Genomic DNA, 15,802 nt, shown 5'->3' with positions numbered 1-15,802 from the left:
GGGGGAGACGCTTGATCGCGGTGGCAGCGCTGGCCTCTGGCCTTGCGGCCGCCGCGATCGCGACTCTCTGGATCGTCGGCGGGCGGCAGGCGGAGAGGCATGCGAGCGCCGAACCTGCTCGCTGTCTTGCGGCCTCGGTCGATGAGACAGGCGCGCATCCAGGCATGGTCTGGGTTCCGGGCGGACGCCTCCATATGGGCGATACCGTCTATCCGGAAGAGGGGCCGATCCACGATGTCGAGGTCAAAGGCTTCTGGATCGACCGTCACGAGGTGACGAATGCCGACTTCGCCACATTCGTTGCCGCGACGGGTTATGTCACGCTCGCGGAGCGTCCCGTCGACAGGACGAAGCATGATGACCTGCCTTCGTACATGATGAAGCCGGGCGCGGTCGTCTTCGTCATGCCGAACAAGGTGGACGGCACGGGCGATATCAGCCAGTGGTGGCAATATATTCCGGGTGCGAACTGGCGCCATCCCGGCGGGCCGGATACGGGCATTGATGGCCGCGAGCAATATCCCGTCGTTGCCGTCACGATGGAAGACATCGAAGCCTATGCACGCTGGAAGGGGCGGGCGATCCCCAATGAGGCGCAATGGGAATGGGCGGCGCGAGGCGGCTCCGGCCATCCGCTCGACGAGCACGAGCAGCCGAAAGAGGCCAATAGCTGGCAGGGCATCTTTCCGGTGCTCAACACGGCGGAAGATGGCTTCGTCGGACTTGCGCCAGTTGGTTGTTACAAGCCGAATGGTTTCGGCCTGTACGATATGATCGGCAATGTCTGGGAATGGACGTCGGACATCTATTCCGACGATAACAAGGACATGGCGCCGCGCCACGTCATCAAGGGCGGTTCATATCTCTGCGCGCCGAACTACTGCATGCGCTATCGCGCAGGCGCGCGGCAGGGGCAGGAAGCCGATCTGGCGACAAGCCATCTCGGTTTCCGCACCATTCTTGAAGCACCGGCGCCTTAGCCCTTCACCAGCTCCGAAATCGCCTTCTCGAACTTCGCCGAGTCCGGCGTCGTGGTGCTGGCAAACCATGTCTTGAGCTTGCCGTCGCGCCCGATCAGATACTTGTAGAAGTTCCAGCGTGGCTTCGAGAGAAAACCGCCCTGCGCGCCGATCCATTTGAAAAGAGGATGCGCGTCGGGCCCCTTGACGCTGACCTTCGCCGTGAGCGGGAAGTCGACGCCGAAATTCATTTCGCAGAACGTGGCGATCTCGTCCGCGCCGCCCGGCTCCTGATTGGCGAAGTCGTTCGACGGCACACCAAGCACGACCAGCCCTTCGTCCTTGTACTTCTGCCATACGGCTTCAAGCCCCTTGTATTGCGGTGTGAAGCCGCATTTCGAGGCTGTGTTGACGATGAGCAGCGGATGCCCCTTGAAGGCATTGAGGCGAAGGGGCTGGCCTCTGAGGCTCCTGAATTCGAAATCGAAGGCGGTCTTGTCGGTCATGGTCGGTTCCCGTGATAACATATTGTTAGCAAATATATTGTACACAATATAAATAGCAAGCCTTTTCCCGCCTTTGGCCTCGGGGGGTTAGCCCGCAAGATTTCCACGAAGCTTCTCGAGCTTCTTCTTGATGTTGGAGAGTTCATCAATGGGAAGTCCGGCCGCGCAGGCGGCTTGCGCCGGGATACCGGACGCGACCTTTTTCAGGGCCCGGCCCTTGTCCGTGAGCTGGATGAGAACCTGCCGCTCATCGGCCTCGTTGCGGGTCCGCTTCACGAGCTTCGCCGCCTCGAGCCGCTTCAGCAGCGGCGTCAGTGTGCCGGAATCGAGGAAAAGCCGCTCGCCGAGCGCGCCGACCGTCACGCCGTCTTCCTCCCACAGCGCCAGCATGGCGAGATATTGAGGATAGGTGAGACCGATCTCCGCCAGGAGCGGCTTGTAGAGCTTCGTCATCTGCAGCGACGCGGAGTAAAGCGCGAAGCAGAGCTGATTTTCGAGAAGCAGGGGATCGGCATGTTTTTTCATGGGCGTCGCTCGCGTCAGGCGCCAATCAATATGGCGCGAATTGGCGATGACGCAATGAAATTGTGAATAACCGGAATTGGAGCAGTCTCAGGCCTTCTCGAACAGCTCCAGTGTGCGCTTCAGCGCGAGTTCGGCCGCCGCCTTGTCGTAATTGTTGCGGCGGTCGGAGTTGAAGCCGTGGTCGGCGTCATAGACATAGGACGGCACTTCCGGGTGCGCGGCCTTGATTTTCTCGACGACGTCCATCGGGATCGAATGATCCTTCTCGCCGAAATGATTGATGGTCGGGCACTTCGGCGTTTCGTCGAGGAAGTCCTTGATCGCGCCGCCGTAATAACAGGCGGCGGCATCGAGGCCCTTCACGCGGCAGGCCGCAACCCAGGCGACCGTGCCGCCATAGCAATAGCCCGTGATGAAGACCTTCTTGTTGCCGTCGGCACGGAGCTTGTCCACGCTCGCCTGCACGTCCATGACGGTATTCTCGATCGGGTTCTTCGCGCGATACTCAAGCGACTTCTGGATGTCTTCCTGGGCATAGGTCGCCTTGAAGTCCTTTACCTGCCGGTCGTAAAGCTGAGGCGAGACAACGTCATAGCCGCGCGCGGCATAGCCGTCGCAAAGGTCCTTGATGTGATCGGTGACGCCGAAAATTTCCATGATGAGGACGAGGCCGCCCTTGCGCGTGCCTTCGGCATTCACGTGATAGGCGAGAATATCGGCGCCGTCGCCGCTCTTCAGCGTGATCATCTTGCCCTTGTGCGACATCACTTCGTCTCCCCGGTCTTTGGTTTTCGTTCGATGAGAGCCTGCCCGATGAAGTGCAGGACAAGCTCTCCTCTCTGGTTCACGCCCTCGTTGCGGCTCCTGAGGATGCCCCATTCCGGACGCGAGCGCATCTCCACCTTTTCGACGGGCATCGTCGAGTAGCTGATCGTGTCGCCGGGTCGAACGGGGTTTGGCCATTGAAGGTCGAGAACGCCCGGCGAGGGCCCTGCCGAAGGTGTGCGGCCCGTTTCGTCCGGCTGCTCAACGCGCCCCCGAACATGCGGTACCATGAGTTTCATCCATGTCGCCGCCGTGTGCCACCGGCTTGCTATGAGGCCTCCGAAGGGACTGTCTTTCCCCGCTTCCGGATCGGCATGGAAGGGCGTCGGATCGTATTTGCGCGCGAAGCGGATGATCTCCTCTTCGGTGAACGTATGGCTGCCGAGCTCCGTTTTGACGTTGAGCTCAATATCCTCGAACCAGGGCATCAGGCCTCCACCGCTTCGTCGGCGTGGCGGCGGCCATACTTGACCCAGCCCACCATTGTCATCACGACTTCCCGCTTCTGGTTGAAGACCTCGTAGGCGAAGCGGGTCAGCCCCATTCCCGGCTGGCGTTTGGACGTGCGCCGCTCGATGCAAGTGCGTTTGACGGAAAGCACGTCGTCGACATAGACGGGTTTTTTCCAGCGTATCTCCTCGATGCTGGGTATGCCGACGGAGGCGGACTCCAGAACGAATGCGTCGCATATCATGCGCTTCAGCATCGCGCTGGTGTGCCAGCCGCTGGCGCAGAGCCCGCCGAGGATGGACTTCTTTGCAGCTTCTTCGTCGAGGTGGAATGGCTGGGGATCGAATTCGCTCGCGAACTCGAGAATCTCTTCGCGGGTTACGTGCTTCGTGCCGAATTCGAGCGTGTCGCCGACCTTGAAATCTTCCCAGTAATATTTGGGCATTTCGCTCACCACTCACTCAGACACTCTGATACCTGGCCAGATCTGTCTGGCCACCCTGGTCTTTCTCCGCCCGGAACTGTTGCAGCCTAACCAGATAGCAGTAGGGGGAGCAATGCTCCCCCTGACGTCAGTTCGCGAAGCGGAAGTGCATGACGTCGCCGTCCTGCACCACGTATTCCTTGCCTTCGAGCCGCATCTTGCCGGCGTCTTTTGCGCCCTGTTCGCCGCCGAGCTTGACGTAGTCCTCATAGGCGATGGTTTCGGCGCGAATGAAACCCTTCTCGAAATCCGTATGGATGACACCTGCCGCGGCCGGAGCGCGCGTGCCGACCGTGATCGTCCAGGCGCGCGTTTCCTTCGGGCCCACCGTGAAATAGGTGATGAGGTGAAGGAGCTTGTAGCCCGCATGGATGAGGCGGTTGAGGCCGGGCTCTTCGAGGCCGAGCGTTTCGAGGAACTCGGTGCGCTCTTCAGTCGGAAGCTGCGCGATCTCTTCCTCGATGCGCGCGGAGATGACGACCGCTTCGGCGCCTTCGGCGGCGGCGCGGGTCTCGACCTGTTTCGAGAAGTCGTTGCCGGTCGCAGCGGAGCCTTCATCGACGTTGCAGACGTAAAGAACGGGCTTCGAGGTGAGGAGGTTGAGCCCCTTCCACGCCTTCATGTCCTCGTCGGAAATCTTGCCCTGCCTGACCGCGATGCGCGCGGGCTTGCCGTCGCGCAGCAGTTCGAGCGCGATATTCATCAGCTCGACGAGTTGCTTGGCTTCCTTGTCGCCGCCCTTGGCCTTCTTCTCGGCGGCGGCGACGCGCTTTTCGAGGCTGTCGAGATCGGCGAGCATCAGTTCCGTCTCGACGATTTCGGCATCGGCCAGCGGGTCGATCTTGCCGGCGACATGCACGATGTCGCCATCCTCGAAGCAGCGCAGCACATAGGCCACCGCATCGACTTCGCGGATATTGGCGAGAAACTGGTTGCCGAGGCCTTCACCCTGCGAGGCGCCTTTCACGAGGCCCGCAATGTCGACGAAGGTGAGGCGCGTCGGAATGATTTCCTTGCTCTTCGCAGCCACCGAAAGCGTTTCAAGGCGCGGGTCGGGCACGGCCACTTCGCCGACATTCGGCTCGATGGTGCAGAACGGATAGTTCGCGGCCTGTGCCGCCGCCGTCTGGGTCAGCGCATTGAAAAGGGTCGACTTGCCGACATTGGGCAATCCGACGATGCCGCACTTGAAACCCATGACTACTTATCTCCGTTTTCTTTGGTCTTCTGATCCTTCGGCGCCGGCTTTTTCTTTTCCGGCTCCGGATTGAGCGCGAGATGCACCCGGTTGGCGAAGCTGTTGAAATGGCCTTCGCCAAGAAGAGGTGACGCATCCACGATGGCGTCGAGGAAGGGCTCCAGCCACTTCATGTCGGCCTTCGAGAAATCGCCCAGCACATGGCCGAGCACGCGGTCCTTGTCGCCGGGATGGCCGATGCCGAGGCGCACACGGCGGTAGTTCTGCCCGATATGGGCATCGATCGAACGCAGCCCGTTATGGCCGCCATGCCCGCCGCCCGTCTTGATGCGGAGCTTGCCTTCCGGCAGGTCGAGCTCGTCGTGAAGAACGACGACCTGATCGGGCGTGAGCTTGTAGAAGCGCATGGCCTCGCCGACCGAGCGGCCGGATTCATTCATATAGGTCATCGGCTTCAGTGCAATGACCTTGTCGCCGCCAAGCGTGCCTTCGCAGACGAGGCCCTGAAAGCGCTGGCGCTCCGGCGAAAAGGAATGGCGGCGGATGATCGCATCCACCGCCATGAAGCCGATATTGTGCCTGTTGAAGGCGTATTTGGGACCCGGATTGCCGAGGCCGACGAGAAGCAGCATCGCGCCGGCCTCCGGCTAACCAGATTACTTCTTCGCCGCGGGCGCCTTGGCGGCAGCGGCGGGAGCCGCAGCGCCCTTCGCGGCAGCCGGGGCCGCAGCGGCGGCGGCAGGCGCCGAAGCTTCGGCCGAGACGACAGCCGCGGGCGCGGCGATGGTCGCAACGGTGAAGTCGCGATCGGTCGTGGTTGGCTTCACGCCGGCGGGAAGCTTGACGGAAGAGATGTGGATCGACGAACCCATCTCGTAGCCGGTGAGGTCGATCTCGATCGCCTCGGGGATCGAGTCCGCCGGGCAGGAGAGTTCGATTTCGTGGCTGACGATGTTCAGCACGCCGCCGGCCTTCATGCCCGGCGAGGCTTCATGGTTCACGAAGTGAACCGGAACTTCGACCGTGATGCTGGCGTTCTTGCCGACGCGCAGGAAATCCACATGGATGAGGAAGTCGCGAACGGGCTCGCGCTGCACGTCGCGCGGAATGACGCGCTCCTTGCGGCCGTCGATTTCGATGTCGAGGATGTGGCTCGTGAACGTGCCCGTCTGGTAGAGGGAGTTCACGTCCTTGTAGTTCACCGAAATCAGTTCAGGGGTCTGCTTGTCGCCGTAAATGACGGCGGGGACGCGGCCTGCGAGGCGAAGCGAGCGAACAGCCCCCTTGCTGCTCTTCGTACGCGCCTCGGCCTTGAGCGTCAGGGTCTCAGCCATGGCATTGATTCTCCAACAAAAATAGCCCCGGGGACGGGCTGCCCGCCGGTGGCTCGCGGCGTTTCCTCCAGGGGTGTGGACGCCGGTTGGGGCGCGTTATAGCGCCCGAAAGGGGAAAACTCAACCCGTGGAAAGGGTTTAGGGGAGGCTGTCAGAGCCTGCGGACGTCACTTTCTAGCGTCAACTATGCCAAGATAGCCCGACGATTTCGCATAGTTTTTCATGTGCCCGTCTGCAGAAACCAAATCTGCGCGTGCATGTGCCGCTGCAGCAAGAATGAACGAGTCGAATGGATCTTTAGATTCGATCTGACCGATCATGTCGACAGCATCCATCACTTGGCGTCGCCGCAGGTCGATCACCTTGAGTTCCATAGACTGGATGGAGCGATGCATCCAAGAGCGAATTGGAAGGGACAGCGAAAGCCTTTTTTTCGCGACGAGTTGCCCAATTTCCCAACATGAAGCGACAGACACGTAGAGCTTCGCGTTCGCTTGCGCCGCGTCGATTGCCTTTCTGGCGTTGCTCCCTAGGGACCTCTCTCCCAATGAATACCAAAGCCAAGCATGCGTATCGAGAAGCAGTGGAGACGGAGTGGCCATAGGCGGCAATTGCGGGATAGATCAGGATTTTGAACTATTTCGTCCGTACAGCGGACTAACGACATCGCCCTTAATGACCATGGTGCCGCGCATTACCCCAAAGGCAGAGGTTTTTTGATTCTTGACGGCAGCCTTGCACGTAGAAAGCCGACCAGTCGCGGCGTTGCGACCGATATGGGCACCGGATGTCTTAGTGATGTTCGTTTTCTTCTTCGTGCTCATGATCCACCTTTTGAGAGCACAATAGTTGCTCTTGGATGTAACCAGAATCAAGGGCGGTGAGTGTGATAAATGGCCATTTGTCGATCCCAGCCTCAGTCGAAGAGGCTCGACACCGAGCGTTCTTCCGCCGTCCGGCGCATCGCTTCGCCGATCAGCGGGGCGATGGTGACGGTGCGGATATTGTGCGCGACGCGCACGGCTTCCGTCGCCTGGATCGAGTCCGTGATGACCAGTTCCTTGAGGTGCGAGGCCGAGACGCGGGCGACCGCGCCGCCCGACAGGACGCCGTGGGTCACATAGGCCGAAACGTCCGTCGCGCCCTGCTTCAGCAGCGCCTCGGCTGCGTTGCAGAGGGTGCCGGCCGAGTCGACGATATCGTCGACCAGGATGCAGGAACGGCCCTTCACGTCGCCGATGATGTTCATGACTTCGGACTCGCCGGCGCGCTCACGGCGCTTGTCGACGATGGCGAGGTCGGCATTGATGCGCTTGGCAATGGCGCGGGCGCGGACTACGCCGCCCACGTCCGGCGAGACGATCATGGTCTTGCCGTTATCGTAATGCTGCTCGATGTCGCGCGTCAGAACTGGCGCGGCGAAGAGATTGTCGGTTGGGATGTCGAAGAAGCCCTGGATCTGCCCGGCATGAAGGTCGAGCGTCAGAACGCGGTCGACGCCAGCGGTGGTGATGAGGTTCGCGACGAGCTTCGCCGAGATGGGCGCGCGCGGGCCGGGCTTGCGGTCCTGACGGGCATAGCCGAAATAGGGCAGCACCGCCGTGATGCGGCGCGCGGAGGCGCGCTTCAGCGCATCGACGATGATGAGTAGTTCCATCAAATGGTCGTTGGCCGGGTAGGAGGTCGACTGGATCACGAAGACGTCCTCGCCGCGGACGTTTTCCTGGATCTCGACGAAGACTTCCATGTCCGCGAAGCGGCGGACGACGGATTTTGTGAGGGGAAGGTTGAGATAGGCGGCTATGGCTTCGGCAAGCGCACGGTTTGAGTTGCCTGCGACGAGTTTCATGGCCTTGGACCCCCGGGGAATGCCGCGCTCATTATGACGCCGGCGCGACGGCGCGAGCGGGTTTTAACAAGGCGGCGGGGCGCTTGTAAACACCGGCTCCTTCGCTCCTGCGAAAACTATGGGCCAGATGTTACTTTCAGGCACCTTTGGCGGGTTGTGTGAGCAGGGAAAGCACGCCGCTGGCCGCTGCTTCCCCGGCCTGGCCTGCGAGAGTGCCCCAGCGCGTGGCGACACGCGCCGGATTCACGGCATTGGCCTGAATGACGGTGCCGACGAGGCGCCCGTCATCGGTCATGACTTGCCATTGAATCGCAAGAGAGGGCTCCGCGTCTGCCGTGGAAGAAAGCGCCACCTCGCCTCGCACAATATAGTGTCCCGCATTCCATTGGGGCGTCGGCGCGCGGCGCCTGAGCGCATCGCCAAGGGCGGCGGCCAGCGCCTCGCGGCCATCGCCGGGGGCCGGGCCCATGTCGATATCGAAGCGAAGCCGCGAGCCGGGGCTCACCGCCTGGGTGCCGTGGGAGATGCTGCCCGTGGTGATGTCGTCGTCCGGCCCGGCCGCGATCATGGCGTCGGGGCCCATTGCGTCGGGGCCCGTGGCGTCGGGGCCCATGTCGCCCGGCTCGCGCCCCGCCATTGCCCGGCCAGCGGCGAGCGAGGCGATGTGCCAGGCCGCAAGCTTCGCCACAGCGCCGCTCGCTACCTGAGTCAGATCGGACCGGGTAAGGCCGGCGCCGTTTCCTTTCGCAATCAGGTCTTCCTCGACGATGCGGTGAAGCGCCACGCCATTGGGCGAGCGAATGTCGAGCACGGCGACGAGGTAGGTGCCTTTGGGTGTGGGCCCGGCGTCGACCGCGCCTGCGATCGAATATTTGTGCTGCGCGTCGGCTGTGGCGAAGGGCATGCCGGGTTGCATCGCCTGCTCCTCAATGAGCGAGGCGAGGATCGCTGCCTCCGATGGGCGCATATTGCCCGCGGAATCGAGCTTCACCTTGATGGCTGTTGCGGAAGCTGCGGTCCTCGCTGGGGCCGTCTCGTCCGTGCAGCCGGCGAGACCGAGAATCACAATGGCGGTCGCGACTCGCAGCCTTCTTCCGAAGTGCCTGCGTGCCCGCCGCCAATGATCTGCCTTCGTTACGCCCTGCACTCACGCCTCGCTGCCGGATCGAATGCGCGAGAGAGCGATTCGTCCGTGACAAGGGTACCGCTTCGGACGCTGGAGCCGAAGTCTTTGGCTACCGTTTCAGTCTTGCGGCGCGAGCATGATCGCGGAAATCTGCCGCCCGTAATCAGGCTCGCTGCGATGCGTGGTGCGGCGGTAGGAGAAGAAGCGGCGCTCGTCGGCATAGGTGCAGAGACCGAGCGAGCCGACCGCGCCGATGCCCGCCGCCTCGAGACGCGCGGTGGCGTAGCCGGGCAGATCGAACATGAAGTGTTGCCCACGCGGTGAGGGCGCGAAGAAGTGCTCGTCATCCGCCTTCGCCTCGACAAAGCGGGTGCGAAATTCCGGCCCCACTTCATAGGCGTCGCGCGAAATGCAGGGGCCGATGATGGCGACGATGTCCTCGCGCCTCGCGCCGAGTTTGATCATAGCTTCGACGGTCGCATCGAGCACGCCGCTGAAGGCGCCTTTCCAGCCTGCATGCGCTGCACCGATGATGCGGGCCTTGCCGTCGGCGAAAAGCACCGGCGCGCAATCGGCGGTGAGAATGCCGAGCGTGATCGACGGGCGGTCCGTCACCATGGCGTCGGCTTGCGGCGCATGGGCCGGTTCCCATGTTTCGGTGACGCGCACGACATTGGGACTGTGGATCTGATGAACGGTGACGAGATGTTCGGGCTCGGCGCTCAGCGCACGGGCGACGCGGGCACGGTTCTCGCGCACCGCCGCCTTGTCGTCATCGGAGCCATAGCCGCAGTTCAGCGACGCATGGATGCCCTCGGACACGCCGCCTTCGCGCGTGAAGAAGCCATGGCGTATATGCGTCAGCTGGTCGAGCGGCTTGGCGGTAAGCATATGGGAGTTCCTGTCAGAATCCGGCGGGCACCGGCGCGGATGGCGCGGTCAGGCCCAATACCTTGAAGAGGCTGCCCATCTGGTCGGCTGCCGTCAATCGCGCCAATGCACTATCGATGGCTTCGGCTTGCGCAGGCGTCGCGCGGGCCTTCAGCGCATGTGAGCGCGCCTCGATGCCGAGTGCCCTGAGGAATGCGCCTTGCTCCACGGGGCCGTAAGGCTTTGCACCGCCGCGCATGGCGGCGTCCGCCAGCGCTTCGAAATCGACATGGGCGGTTATGTCCGCTTCGCCGGGCGTGTCGAAGACATCGACATATTGATGCGCCTTCAGCGCCTGCAGCGTATCGCCTGCGGCACTTTTCGGATGGCCGTAATCGATAATGAGCGCCGCGCCGCCAAGCCCTGCGATGCGCCGGGCAATGGCTTCGGCAATGCCAGTGGAGGCGGGCGAGATTTCGCCGATGCTGCCAAGGTCTGCGTTGCGCATCGCGGGCGGAAGCACGGTGGCGGGCGTCGCGACGGGGGCGAGAACGGGCACGAAGCGCGGGTTCTCTTCGGTGGTGCCATCCGCGAGCGCGACATGCCGCTCGCACCAGCCGCGTTCCGTCTTCACATATTGCGCAATGGGAAGCGCATCGAAGAACTCATTGGCGACGAGAAAGAGCGGGTCCGGCGGCAGCTGATCGAAACGCTCATGCCATGTTGCGCGGGGGACGAGGCGCGCTTGCGCCGCGCGGAGAACAGGGCTCGTTTCGACGAAATGCACACGCGCCGCATCGAGCACACCCGGCACGGCGCGGAGCGCGCGCAGCGCGTCGGCCATCAGCGTGCCGCGTCCGGGTCCGAGTTCGGCAAGGATGAAGGGCGAAGGCCGTCCTTGCGCAATCCAGGCGTCCGCGATCCAGAGCCCGACGAGTTCGCCGAACATCTGGCTCACTTCCGGCGCGGTGGTGAAGTCGCCCCGCGCGCCGAGCGGATCGCGCGTCATGTAATAGCCGTGCTCGGGATGGCCGAGCGCCAGCGCCATGTAATGCGAAATCGGGATCGGTCCCGCTGCTTCGATCATGCGCGCGATATGGCGCGCAAGCGCGGTCATGGTTTTACGTCCGCTTGGTGGCGGAGCGCTGCGGCGCGAGCCATTCGGCAACCACCGGCGCCTTCCAGGCGAGAAGTGCGCCGGCGAGGATCATCGGCACCGACAGAAGCATGCCCATGGTGAGCCAATCGCCATAGAGATAGCCAACCTGCGCATCAGGCTCGCGGAAGAACTCGACGATCACGCGCGACACGCCATAGCCCATGATGAAGATGCCCATCACGGTGCCGGGCCGTTTCAGCGCGCCATAGCGATGCGTCAGCAGGCGCAGGATGATGAAGAGAACAATGCCTTCGAGCGCGGCTTCGTAAAGCTGGCTCGGATGACGCGGGATCGGGCCGCCGGTCGGAAAGACCATCGCCCATGGCACATCGGTGGGGCGGCCCCAGAGTTCGCCATTGATGAAGTTTGCGATGCGTCCGAAGAACTGGCCGATGGGTTGCGCGGCACAGACGAGGTCCATGAGCGTCAGCGCCGGAATGTTGCGACGGCGCGAGAAGATGAGAAGCGCGACGAGAACGCCCAGTGCCCCGCCGTGGAAGCTCATGCCGCCATGCCAGACGGTGAAGATCTCGTTCGGATGCTCCATGTAGTAGCTGAAATTATAGACGAACACATAGCCGATGCGTCCGCCGAGAATGACGCCGAGCGCCGCCCAGAGCAGAGCGTCGTCCACTTCGAGCTTGCTGATGGGGGCAGAGCCCCGCCAGAGCTTCGGCGTGTCGATCATGACGAGAATGTAACGCCAGCCGAGGACGAGCCCGGCGATATAGGCGAGCGCATACCAGCGGATCGCGAGCGGCCCGATGTGAATGAGCACCGGATCGATATTGGGGAATGGGATGCCGGTCATAGGGCCTCGATGTGGCGAAGGGATGCTGCGCCAGTGTCACCGCCGCCGGTCGAGTGTCAAGCCGCGCTTGGGCCTGCTCGTCAACGCATCGCAAAGAGTTCCTGATGGAAGCGATGCGTCACGTCCATTCCATGGCCGGCGAAGTCCTGCCGCAGCGCCGCACCGAAGCCGATGGGCCCGCAGAACCAGAGGCTCGCCTCGCGCCATTCCGGCACCGCTTCCCGGATGCGGTCGCCATTCAGCCGTCCATCGCGCGCGTCATGAAGCACATGGAGGCGAACGCCAGCGGCCTCGGCATCGCCTGTCAACTTGGCGATGGCCTCGTCGCTCCAGTCCGCGGTCGAGTGGAAGAGGTCGACGATCTGGGGGCGCCGGTTGGGTGCGGCTTGCCGCTCCATGGCGATCTGCTTCAGCCGGGCGACGAAAGGCGTTATGCCGATGCCCGCGCCGACCCAGATCTGGCGGGGAAAGCCGTCATCGAAGGTGAAGCAGCCATAGGGCCCCTCGACCTTCACCTTCTGGCCGACGCGCAGGCGCTCGCGAAGCGTTCTGGTGTGGTCGCCCAGTTCCTTGGTGATGAAGGTCATGCGGCGCTGAGCCTGATCCCAGGCTGAGGCGATGGTGTAGGGATGTGCGCCTTCCGAGGCGTCGGAGGTCACGAAGGCGAATTGTCCGGCCTTGTGTCCCGGCCATCCGCGCGGAAGGGCGACCTGACCTTCAAGGACGCGCAGGGTTGGATAATAGTTGAGTTCGACGATCGAGCCTTCGGCCTGCCGACCGGTGCCAACGCGTCTGAACAGAACGACGATGGCGGCCGTCGTGCCGTTGAGCACCAGCACCGCCATCAGAATGCCGAGCGGCGAGGCCCAGTAGCCGAACTGCATCAGCACGATCGTGTGAAAGGCCAGCACCAGATAGGCTAGGGCGATGAGCCGGTGCGTCTTGTAGAAGAGGTGGTAGGGAATGCGCTGGATCAGCGCCACCGCGATCAGCAGCACCGCCGCATAGAAAGCCCATTCGCCCAAGCCTTCGGCTGGGTCGCGGAAACCGGAGAAGAGTTGTTCGACGGGATTCCCGATAGCAGGACGCGGACCTCGCACTGGACGCTCCAGCCAGCCGAAGCCTACGGCCCATTTCGGGCCCTTCGCCCAGAGCCAATGCGTGATGGAAAGCACGAGCCCGCCGATGCCGAGCCACACTTGTGCAGGCGATACATCTTGTCGAGCCCACCGAGCCAATGCTCCGGCCATCGCGGACGCAATGCGAGGATCATGGCCACGCTCATGCAGCCCATGCCGAGGATGCCGGTGTATTGCACCATGATTCCGCGAATGGCGAAAAAGCCGCTCTGTGCGAGGGCGCTCGGATCGGCGGCGAACCACAAAAGGCTCAACAGGGCGAGCAGGCCCCAGAAGACGAGTTTGATGTTCCGCATGATGACCCCACGTACTGTCCGCTACGGGTTTCATTGTTATGCCCTCCGGCCGCACATCGTCTTGATCTGCATCAACCGGGGAAAGCGATTGCCTGCGCCCCCGCGAGGCAAATTGACCCGTTCGATTTTTTGCGCCTGAGGGGGTATGGTCGGCCAGCTTCGGAGTAGGAGAGCGAAATGACCCAGACGCAAAACCGTGTTCTCGACGAGATCGCCCGGCTGTTCACCAATGCTGCCGGCGCCGCGCAGGGCGTTCGTCAGGAGGTGGAGACCCTCATGCGGTCCCAGGCGGAGCGGCTGGTTGCCGATCTCGATCTGGTTCCCCGCGAGGAATTCGAGGTCGTGCGCGCCATGGCGGCGCTCGCCCGCGAGGAGAACGAGGCCCTGAAGCTCCGTATAGAGGCGCTGGAGGCCCAGCTTGCCCGCAAGGCGGCGAAGGGGAAGGCCAAGCCCTCCGAAGAAGTGCCGGACGGCGCCAACGACGGCGAATAAGTCTCGGAATATCCCCAGACTTTCCTCGACTATCCCCAGCTTTTCATAAACCCGCACACCCCCAAGGGTTGCGTCGACTCAACGCATGCGTCACGTTGGTTTGGTGGGGCGCGGGCCCTGGACCTACAAGATGTAGCGTCGGGCCCTGCCGGGAAGCTGCCGAGTCGGGGTGAAGAATGACTGCTTCTCTTGTTGAAGCTGACGAGTTCGATCCAAATCCCCTCGACCTGCTTGAGCAGGTTGCCTCTATCCGTGACTGGATTTTCGAGCGCAGCCACGAAGACGAACTGACGATCTGTGTCGCCGGGGAGTGGCGCGATCATCACATCTCGCTCAACTGGCGGAACGATCTCTCCGGCCTTCACGTCGCGACCACGCTCGATATCCGGGTGCCGTCGGACAAGCGGCCGCCCATCCGGCATCTGCTGACGCTCATCAACGAACAGCTCTGGTCGGGCCATTTCGACCTCTGGTCGGAAGACGGCGTGCTCCTTTATCGCAACAGCCTGCTGCTTTGCGGCGGCGCCACGGCGACACCCGAGCAATGCGAGGCGCTGCTGAGACTGGCGGTCGAGGCTTGCGAGCGCTATTACCCGGCGATCCAGTTCGTGCTCTGGGCGGGCAAGTCCGCCGAAGAAGCGATCGCTGCTGCGATGTTCGAGACGCGGGGCAATGCCTGAGTTCTCCCCGCGTCGGTACATGAGACGGTTTCTGAAATGACACTGACTTTGCAAGGTCCGCTCGTTCTTGTCGGCGCAGGCAAGATGGGGGGCGCTCTTCTGTCCGGGTGGCTTGGCCAGGGCCTGAACCCGCGCGACGTCTATCTCCGCGACCCCAATCCGCCGGCGGAGATCGCGCAACTCGTCGCCGAGCGCGGCATTCCGCTGAATTTCTCGATCCCCGATCTCGCCGCGCGCAGGCCCTCCGTCGTGCTACTCGCCGTGAAGCCGCAGATGATGGATCAGGTGCTGCCGGATCTCGCGCCGCTGGTTGCGCCGGAAACGCTCTTCATCTCCATCGCCGCGGGCATGGGGCTGCACAGGCTCGGCGAATTGCTGGGTGCAGGCGCGCATGTCGTTCGCGCCATGCCGAACACGCCGGCCTCCGTGGGGCGCGGCATCACGGTTGCCTGCGCCAATGCGCTGGTGACCCTTGGGCAGCGCGAGCTTGCGACGGCGCTTCTCGGCGCGGTGGGCGAGGCGGACTGGGTCGAGAACGAGGGCCTCATCGACGCGGTGACGGCGATCTCGGGTTCGGGCCCGGCCTATGTCTTCTACCTCACCGAATGCCTCGCGGCGGCGGGCGAGTCGCTGGGCCTCGAAGCGGGGCTTGCGCTCAGGCTTGCACGGGCGACGGTTTCCGGCGCGGGCGAGATGCTTCACCAGCTTGACGACACGCCCTCGACGCTGCGCAAGAACGTGACTTCGCCGGGGGGCACCACGGCGGCGGCGCTCGATGTGCTGATGGGCGAGAATGGAATGTCGACACTGATGCGCCATGCCGCGCATGCGGCGCGCGACCGTTCCCGCGAACTCGGGCAATAGGCGGCTTGGAAGCGTTTCTCGATCCGCTTTCGCTGTTCGGCCTCTTCGCCGTTTCCATGATGCTTGTCTGCTATGCGCTGGAGGAGCGGAGCTTGTGGTTCGTGCTGGGCTTCGCGGGCGCCTGTGCGCTCGGCTCGATCTACGGCTTTCTGCAAGGGGCCTGGCCCTTCGGTGCGGTCGAGGCGATCTGGTCGGTCGTCGCGCTCAGGCGCTGGTGGCGTCTTCCCGCCTGAAT

Annotated in this window: 22 protein-coding genes; 5 read left to right on the top strand and 17 right to left on the bottom strand. The window is 63.0% G+C overall.

Translation table 11 applies throughout. The features are described 5' to 3' along the window. Window positions 1–20: 20 nt before the first annotated feature. Window positions 21–980 carry a formylglycine-generating enzyme family protein gene (locus tag F2P47_RS12090; RefSeq protein WP_343032311.1) on the top strand — a complete coding sequence of 320 codons (960 nt, stop codon included), beginning with the start codon at window positions 21–23 and terminating at the stop codon, window positions 978–980. Here F2P47_RS12090 and F2P47_RS12085 read toward each other — a convergent pair. From F2P47_RS12085 to F2P47_RS18075, 17 genes are all read right to left on the bottom strand, one after another. Further along, window positions 977–1,465 carry a glutathione peroxidase gene (locus tag F2P47_RS12085; RefSeq protein ID WP_152216626.1) on the bottom strand — a complete coding sequence of 163 codons (489 nt, stop codon included), beginning with the start codon at window positions 1,463–1,465 and terminating at the stop codon, window positions 977–979. The two genes, F2P47_RS12090 and F2P47_RS12085, sit on opposite strands and share 4 nt — an antisense overlap. Window positions 1,466–1,552: 87 nt before the next feature. After that, window positions 1,553–1,990 carry a MarR family winged helix-turn-helix transcriptional regulator gene (locus F2P47_RS12080; protein WP_152216625.1) on the bottom strand — a complete coding sequence of 146 codons (438 nt, stop codon included), beginning with the start codon at window positions 1,988–1,990 and terminating at the stop codon, window positions 1,553–1,555. An 87-nt stretch (window positions 1,991–2,077) separates the two neighbouring features. Next, window positions 2,078–2,755: a dienelactone hydrolase family protein gene (locus F2P47_RS12075; protein ID WP_152216624.1), complete on the bottom strand. Its 678-nt coding sequence runs from the start codon at window positions 2,753–2,755 to the stop codon at window positions 2,078–2,080. Next, complete coding sequence (locus F2P47_RS12070) at window positions 2,755–3,243, bottom strand: MaoC family dehydratase (RefSeq protein ID WP_152216623.1); 489 nt, start codon at window positions 3,241–3,243, stop codon at window positions 2,755–2,757. Before F2P47_RS12070 ends, F2P47_RS12075 begins: the two co-directional genes overlap by 1 nt. Further along, window positions 3,243–3,710: a MaoC family dehydratase gene (locus F2P47_RS12065; RefSeq protein WP_185681096.1), complete on the bottom strand. Its 468-nt coding sequence runs from the start codon at window positions 3,708–3,710 to the stop codon at window positions 3,243–3,245. The genes F2P47_RS12070 and F2P47_RS12065 overlap by 1 nt, the downstream gene beginning before the upstream one ends. 127 nt (window positions 3,711–3,837) lie before the next feature. Then, window positions 3,838–4,947: a redox-regulated ATPase YchF gene (ychF, locus tag F2P47_RS12060; protein ID WP_152216621.1), complete on the bottom strand. Its 1,110-nt coding sequence runs from the start codon at window positions 4,945–4,947 to the stop codon at window positions 3,838–3,840. A gap of 2 nt (window positions 4,948–4,949) precedes the next feature. Then, window positions 4,950–5,579 carry an aminoacyl-tRNA hydrolase gene (gene pth / locus F2P47_RS12055; protein WP_152216620.1) on the bottom strand — a complete coding sequence of 210 codons (630 nt, stop codon included), beginning with the start codon at window positions 5,577–5,579 and terminating at the stop codon, window positions 4,950–4,952. Between the two features lie 24 nt (window positions 5,580–5,603). Further along, window positions 5,604–6,281, bottom strand: a complete 678-nt coding sequence (locus F2P47_RS12050) for a 50S ribosomal protein L25/general stress protein Ctc (protein WP_152216619.1) — start codon at window positions 6,279–6,281, stop codon at window positions 5,604–5,606. Between the two features lie 167 nt (window positions 6,282–6,448). Continuing rightward, on the bottom strand, window positions 6,449–6,883 hold the full coding sequence (locus F2P47_RS12045; RefSeq protein WP_152216618.1) for a type II toxin-antitoxin system VapC family toxin: 435 nt from the start codon (window positions 6,881–6,883) through the stop codon (window positions 6,449–6,451). 21 nt (window positions 6,884–6,904) lie between these two features. After that, complete coding sequence (locus F2P47_RS12040; protein WP_152216617.1) at window positions 6,905–7,105, bottom strand: hypothetical protein; 201 nt, start codon at window positions 7,103–7,105, stop codon at window positions 6,905–6,907. 92 nt (window positions 7,106–7,197) lie between these two features. Continuing rightward, window positions 7,198–8,130, bottom strand: coding sequence for a ribose-phosphate pyrophosphokinase (locus tag F2P47_RS12035; RefSeq protein ID WP_152216616.1), 933 nt, complete (start codon window positions 8,128–8,130; stop codon window positions 7,198–7,200). A 136-nt stretch (window positions 8,131–8,266) separates the two neighbouring features. Further along, window positions 8,267–9,121, bottom strand: coding sequence for a hypothetical protein (locus F2P47_RS12030; protein ID WP_152216615.1), 855 nt, complete (start codon window positions 9,119–9,121; stop codon window positions 8,267–8,269). A gap of 252 nt (window positions 9,122–9,373) precedes the next feature. Further along, window positions 9,374–10,147, bottom strand: a complete 774-nt coding sequence (pgeF, locus tag F2P47_RS12025) for a peptidoglycan editing factor PgeF (RefSeq protein WP_152216614.1) — start codon at window positions 10,145–10,147, stop codon at window positions 9,374–9,376. 13 nt (window positions 10,148–10,160) lie between these two features. Then, complete coding sequence (locus F2P47_RS12020; protein ID WP_152216613.1) at window positions 10,161–11,243, bottom strand: class I SAM-dependent methyltransferase; 1,083 nt, start codon at window positions 11,241–11,243, stop codon at window positions 10,161–10,163. A 4-nt stretch (window positions 11,244–11,247) separates the two neighbouring features. After that, complete coding sequence (gene lgt / locus F2P47_RS12015; protein ID WP_152216612.1) at window positions 11,248–12,096, bottom strand: prolipoprotein diacylglyceryl transferase; 849 nt, start codon at window positions 12,094–12,096, stop codon at window positions 11,248–11,250. A gap of 80 nt (window positions 12,097–12,176) precedes the next feature. Continuing rightward, window positions 12,177–13,295, bottom strand: a complete 1,119-nt coding sequence (locus F2P47_RS12010) for a ferredoxin reductase family protein (protein ID WP_343032309.1) — start codon at window positions 13,293–13,295, stop codon at window positions 12,177–12,179. Continuing rightward, the gene (locus F2P47_RS18075) at window positions 13,220–13,531 is read right to left on the bottom strand and encodes a hypothetical protein (RefSeq protein WP_343032308.1); all 312 of its coding nucleotides are present in this window, start codon (window positions 13,529–13,531) and stop codon (window positions 13,220–13,222) included. The genes F2P47_RS12010 and F2P47_RS18075 overlap by 76 nt, the downstream gene beginning before the upstream one ends. Before the next feature lie 177 nt (window positions 13,532–13,708). Between F2P47_RS18075 and F2P47_RS12005 the strand changes: the two genes are divergently transcribed. The 4 genes from F2P47_RS12005 (at window position 13,709) to F2P47_RS11990 (ending at window position 15,800) form a co-directional block, all read left to right on the top strand. Further along, window positions 13,709–14,023 carry an accessory factor UbiK family protein gene (locus tag F2P47_RS12005; RefSeq protein ID WP_152216611.1) on the top strand — a complete coding sequence of 105 codons (315 nt, stop codon included), beginning with the start codon at window positions 13,709–13,711 and terminating at the stop codon, window positions 14,021–14,023. A gap of 176 nt (window positions 14,024–14,199) precedes the next feature. Beyond that, complete coding sequence (locus tag F2P47_RS12000; RefSeq protein WP_152216610.1) at window positions 14,200–14,703, top strand: type III secretion system chaperone family protein; 504 nt, start codon at window positions 14,200–14,202, stop codon at window positions 14,701–14,703. Window positions 14,704–14,739: 36 nt separating this feature from the next. Next, on the top strand, window positions 14,740–15,567 hold the full coding sequence (gene proC / locus F2P47_RS11995) for a pyrroline-5-carboxylate reductase (protein ID WP_152216609.1): 828 nt from the start codon (window positions 14,740–14,742) through the stop codon (window positions 15,565–15,567). A 5-nt stretch (window positions 15,568–15,572) separates the two neighbouring features. Further along, window positions 15,573–15,800, top strand: coding sequence for a hypothetical protein (locus F2P47_RS11990; protein WP_152216608.1), 228 nt, complete (start codon window positions 15,573–15,575; stop codon window positions 15,798–15,800). The last annotated feature ends 2 nt before the right edge of the window (window positions 15,801–15,802 follow it).

Source organism: Parvibaculum sedimenti (genome assembly GCF_009184905.1).
GTDB classification, from domain to species: domain Bacteria; phylum Pseudomonadota; class Alphaproteobacteria; order Parvibaculales; family Parvibaculaceae; genus Parvibaculum; species Parvibaculum sedimenti.
Note: the sequence above shows the minus strand (reverse complement) of the source record. Positions and strands in the feature narration are given on the sequence as shown.

What these genes read in the sequence shown, in the direction of transcription:
- F2P47_RS12040 (WP_152216617.1), bottom strand. Translation starts at nt 7,105, where the DNA reads ATGAGCACGAAGAAGAAAACGAACATCACTAAGACATCCGGTGCCCAT.
- F2P47_RS12080 (WP_152216625.1), bottom strand. Translation starts at nt 1,990, where the DNA reads ATGAAAAAACATGCCGATCCCCTGCTTCTCGAAAATCAGCTCTGCTTC.
- F2P47_RS12020 (WP_152216613.1), bottom strand. Translation starts at nt 11,243, where the DNA reads ATGACCGCGCTTGCGCGCCATATCGCGCGCATGATCGAAGCAGCGGGA.
- F2P47_RS12005 (WP_152216611.1), top strand. Translation starts at nt 13,709, where the DNA reads ATGACCCAGACGCAAAACCGTGTTCTCGACGAGATCGCCCGGCTGTTC.
- F2P47_RS12085 (WP_152216626.1), bottom strand. Translation starts at nt 1,465, where the DNA reads ATGACCGACAAGACCGCCTTCGATTTCGAATTCAGGAGCCTCAGAGGC.
- pgeF (WP_152216614.1), bottom strand. Translation starts at nt 10,147, where the DNA reads ATGCTTACCGCCAAGCCGCTCGACCAGCTGACGCATATACGCCATGGC.
- ychF (WP_152216621.1), bottom strand. Translation starts at nt 4,947, where the DNA reads ATGGGTTTCAAGTGCGGCATCGTCGGATTGCCCAATGTCGGCAAGTCG.
- F2P47_RS12075 (WP_152216624.1), bottom strand. Translation starts at nt 2,755, where the DNA reads ATGTCGCACAAGGGCAAGATGATCACGCTGAAGAGCGGCGACGGCGCC.
- F2P47_RS12065 (WP_185681096.1), bottom strand. Translation starts at nt 3,710, where the DNA reads ATGCCCAAATATTACTGGGAAGATTTCAAGGTCGGCGACACGCTCGAA.
- F2P47_RS12050 (WP_152216619.1), bottom strand. Translation starts at nt 6,281, where the DNA reads ATGGCTGAGACCCTGACGCTCAAGGCCGAGGCGCGTACGAAGAGCAGC.
- F2P47_RS18075 (WP_343032308.1), bottom strand. Translation starts at nt 13,531, where the DNA reads ATGCGGAACATCAAACTCGTCTTCTGGGGCCTGCTCGCCCTGTTGAGC.
- pth (WP_152216620.1), bottom strand. Translation starts at nt 5,579, where the DNA reads ATGCTGCTTCTCGTCGGCCTCGGCAATCCGGGTCCCAAATACGCCTTC.
- F2P47_RS12035 (WP_152216616.1), bottom strand. Translation starts at nt 8,130, where the DNA reads ATGAAACTCGTCGCAGGCAACTCAAACCGTGCGCTTGCCGAAGCCATA.
- F2P47_RS12000 (WP_152216610.1), top strand. Translation starts at nt 14,200, where the DNA reads ATGACTGCTTCTCTTGTTGAAGCTGACGAGTTCGATCCAAATCCCCTC.
- F2P47_RS12045 (WP_152216618.1), bottom strand. Translation starts at nt 6,883, where the DNA reads ATGGCCACTCCGTCTCCACTGCTTCTCGATACGCATGCTTGGCTTTGG.
- lgt (WP_152216612.1), bottom strand. Translation starts at nt 12,096, where the DNA reads ATGACCGGCATCCCATTCCCCAATATCGATCCGGTGCTCATTCACATC.
- F2P47_RS12070 (WP_152216623.1), bottom strand. Translation starts at nt 3,243, where the DNA reads ATGCCCTGGTTCGAGGATATTGAGCTCAACGTCAAAACGGAGCTCGGC.
- proC (WP_152216609.1), top strand. Translation starts at nt 14,740, where the DNA reads ATGACACTGACTTTGCAAGGTCCGCTCGTTCTTGTCGGCGCAGGCAAG.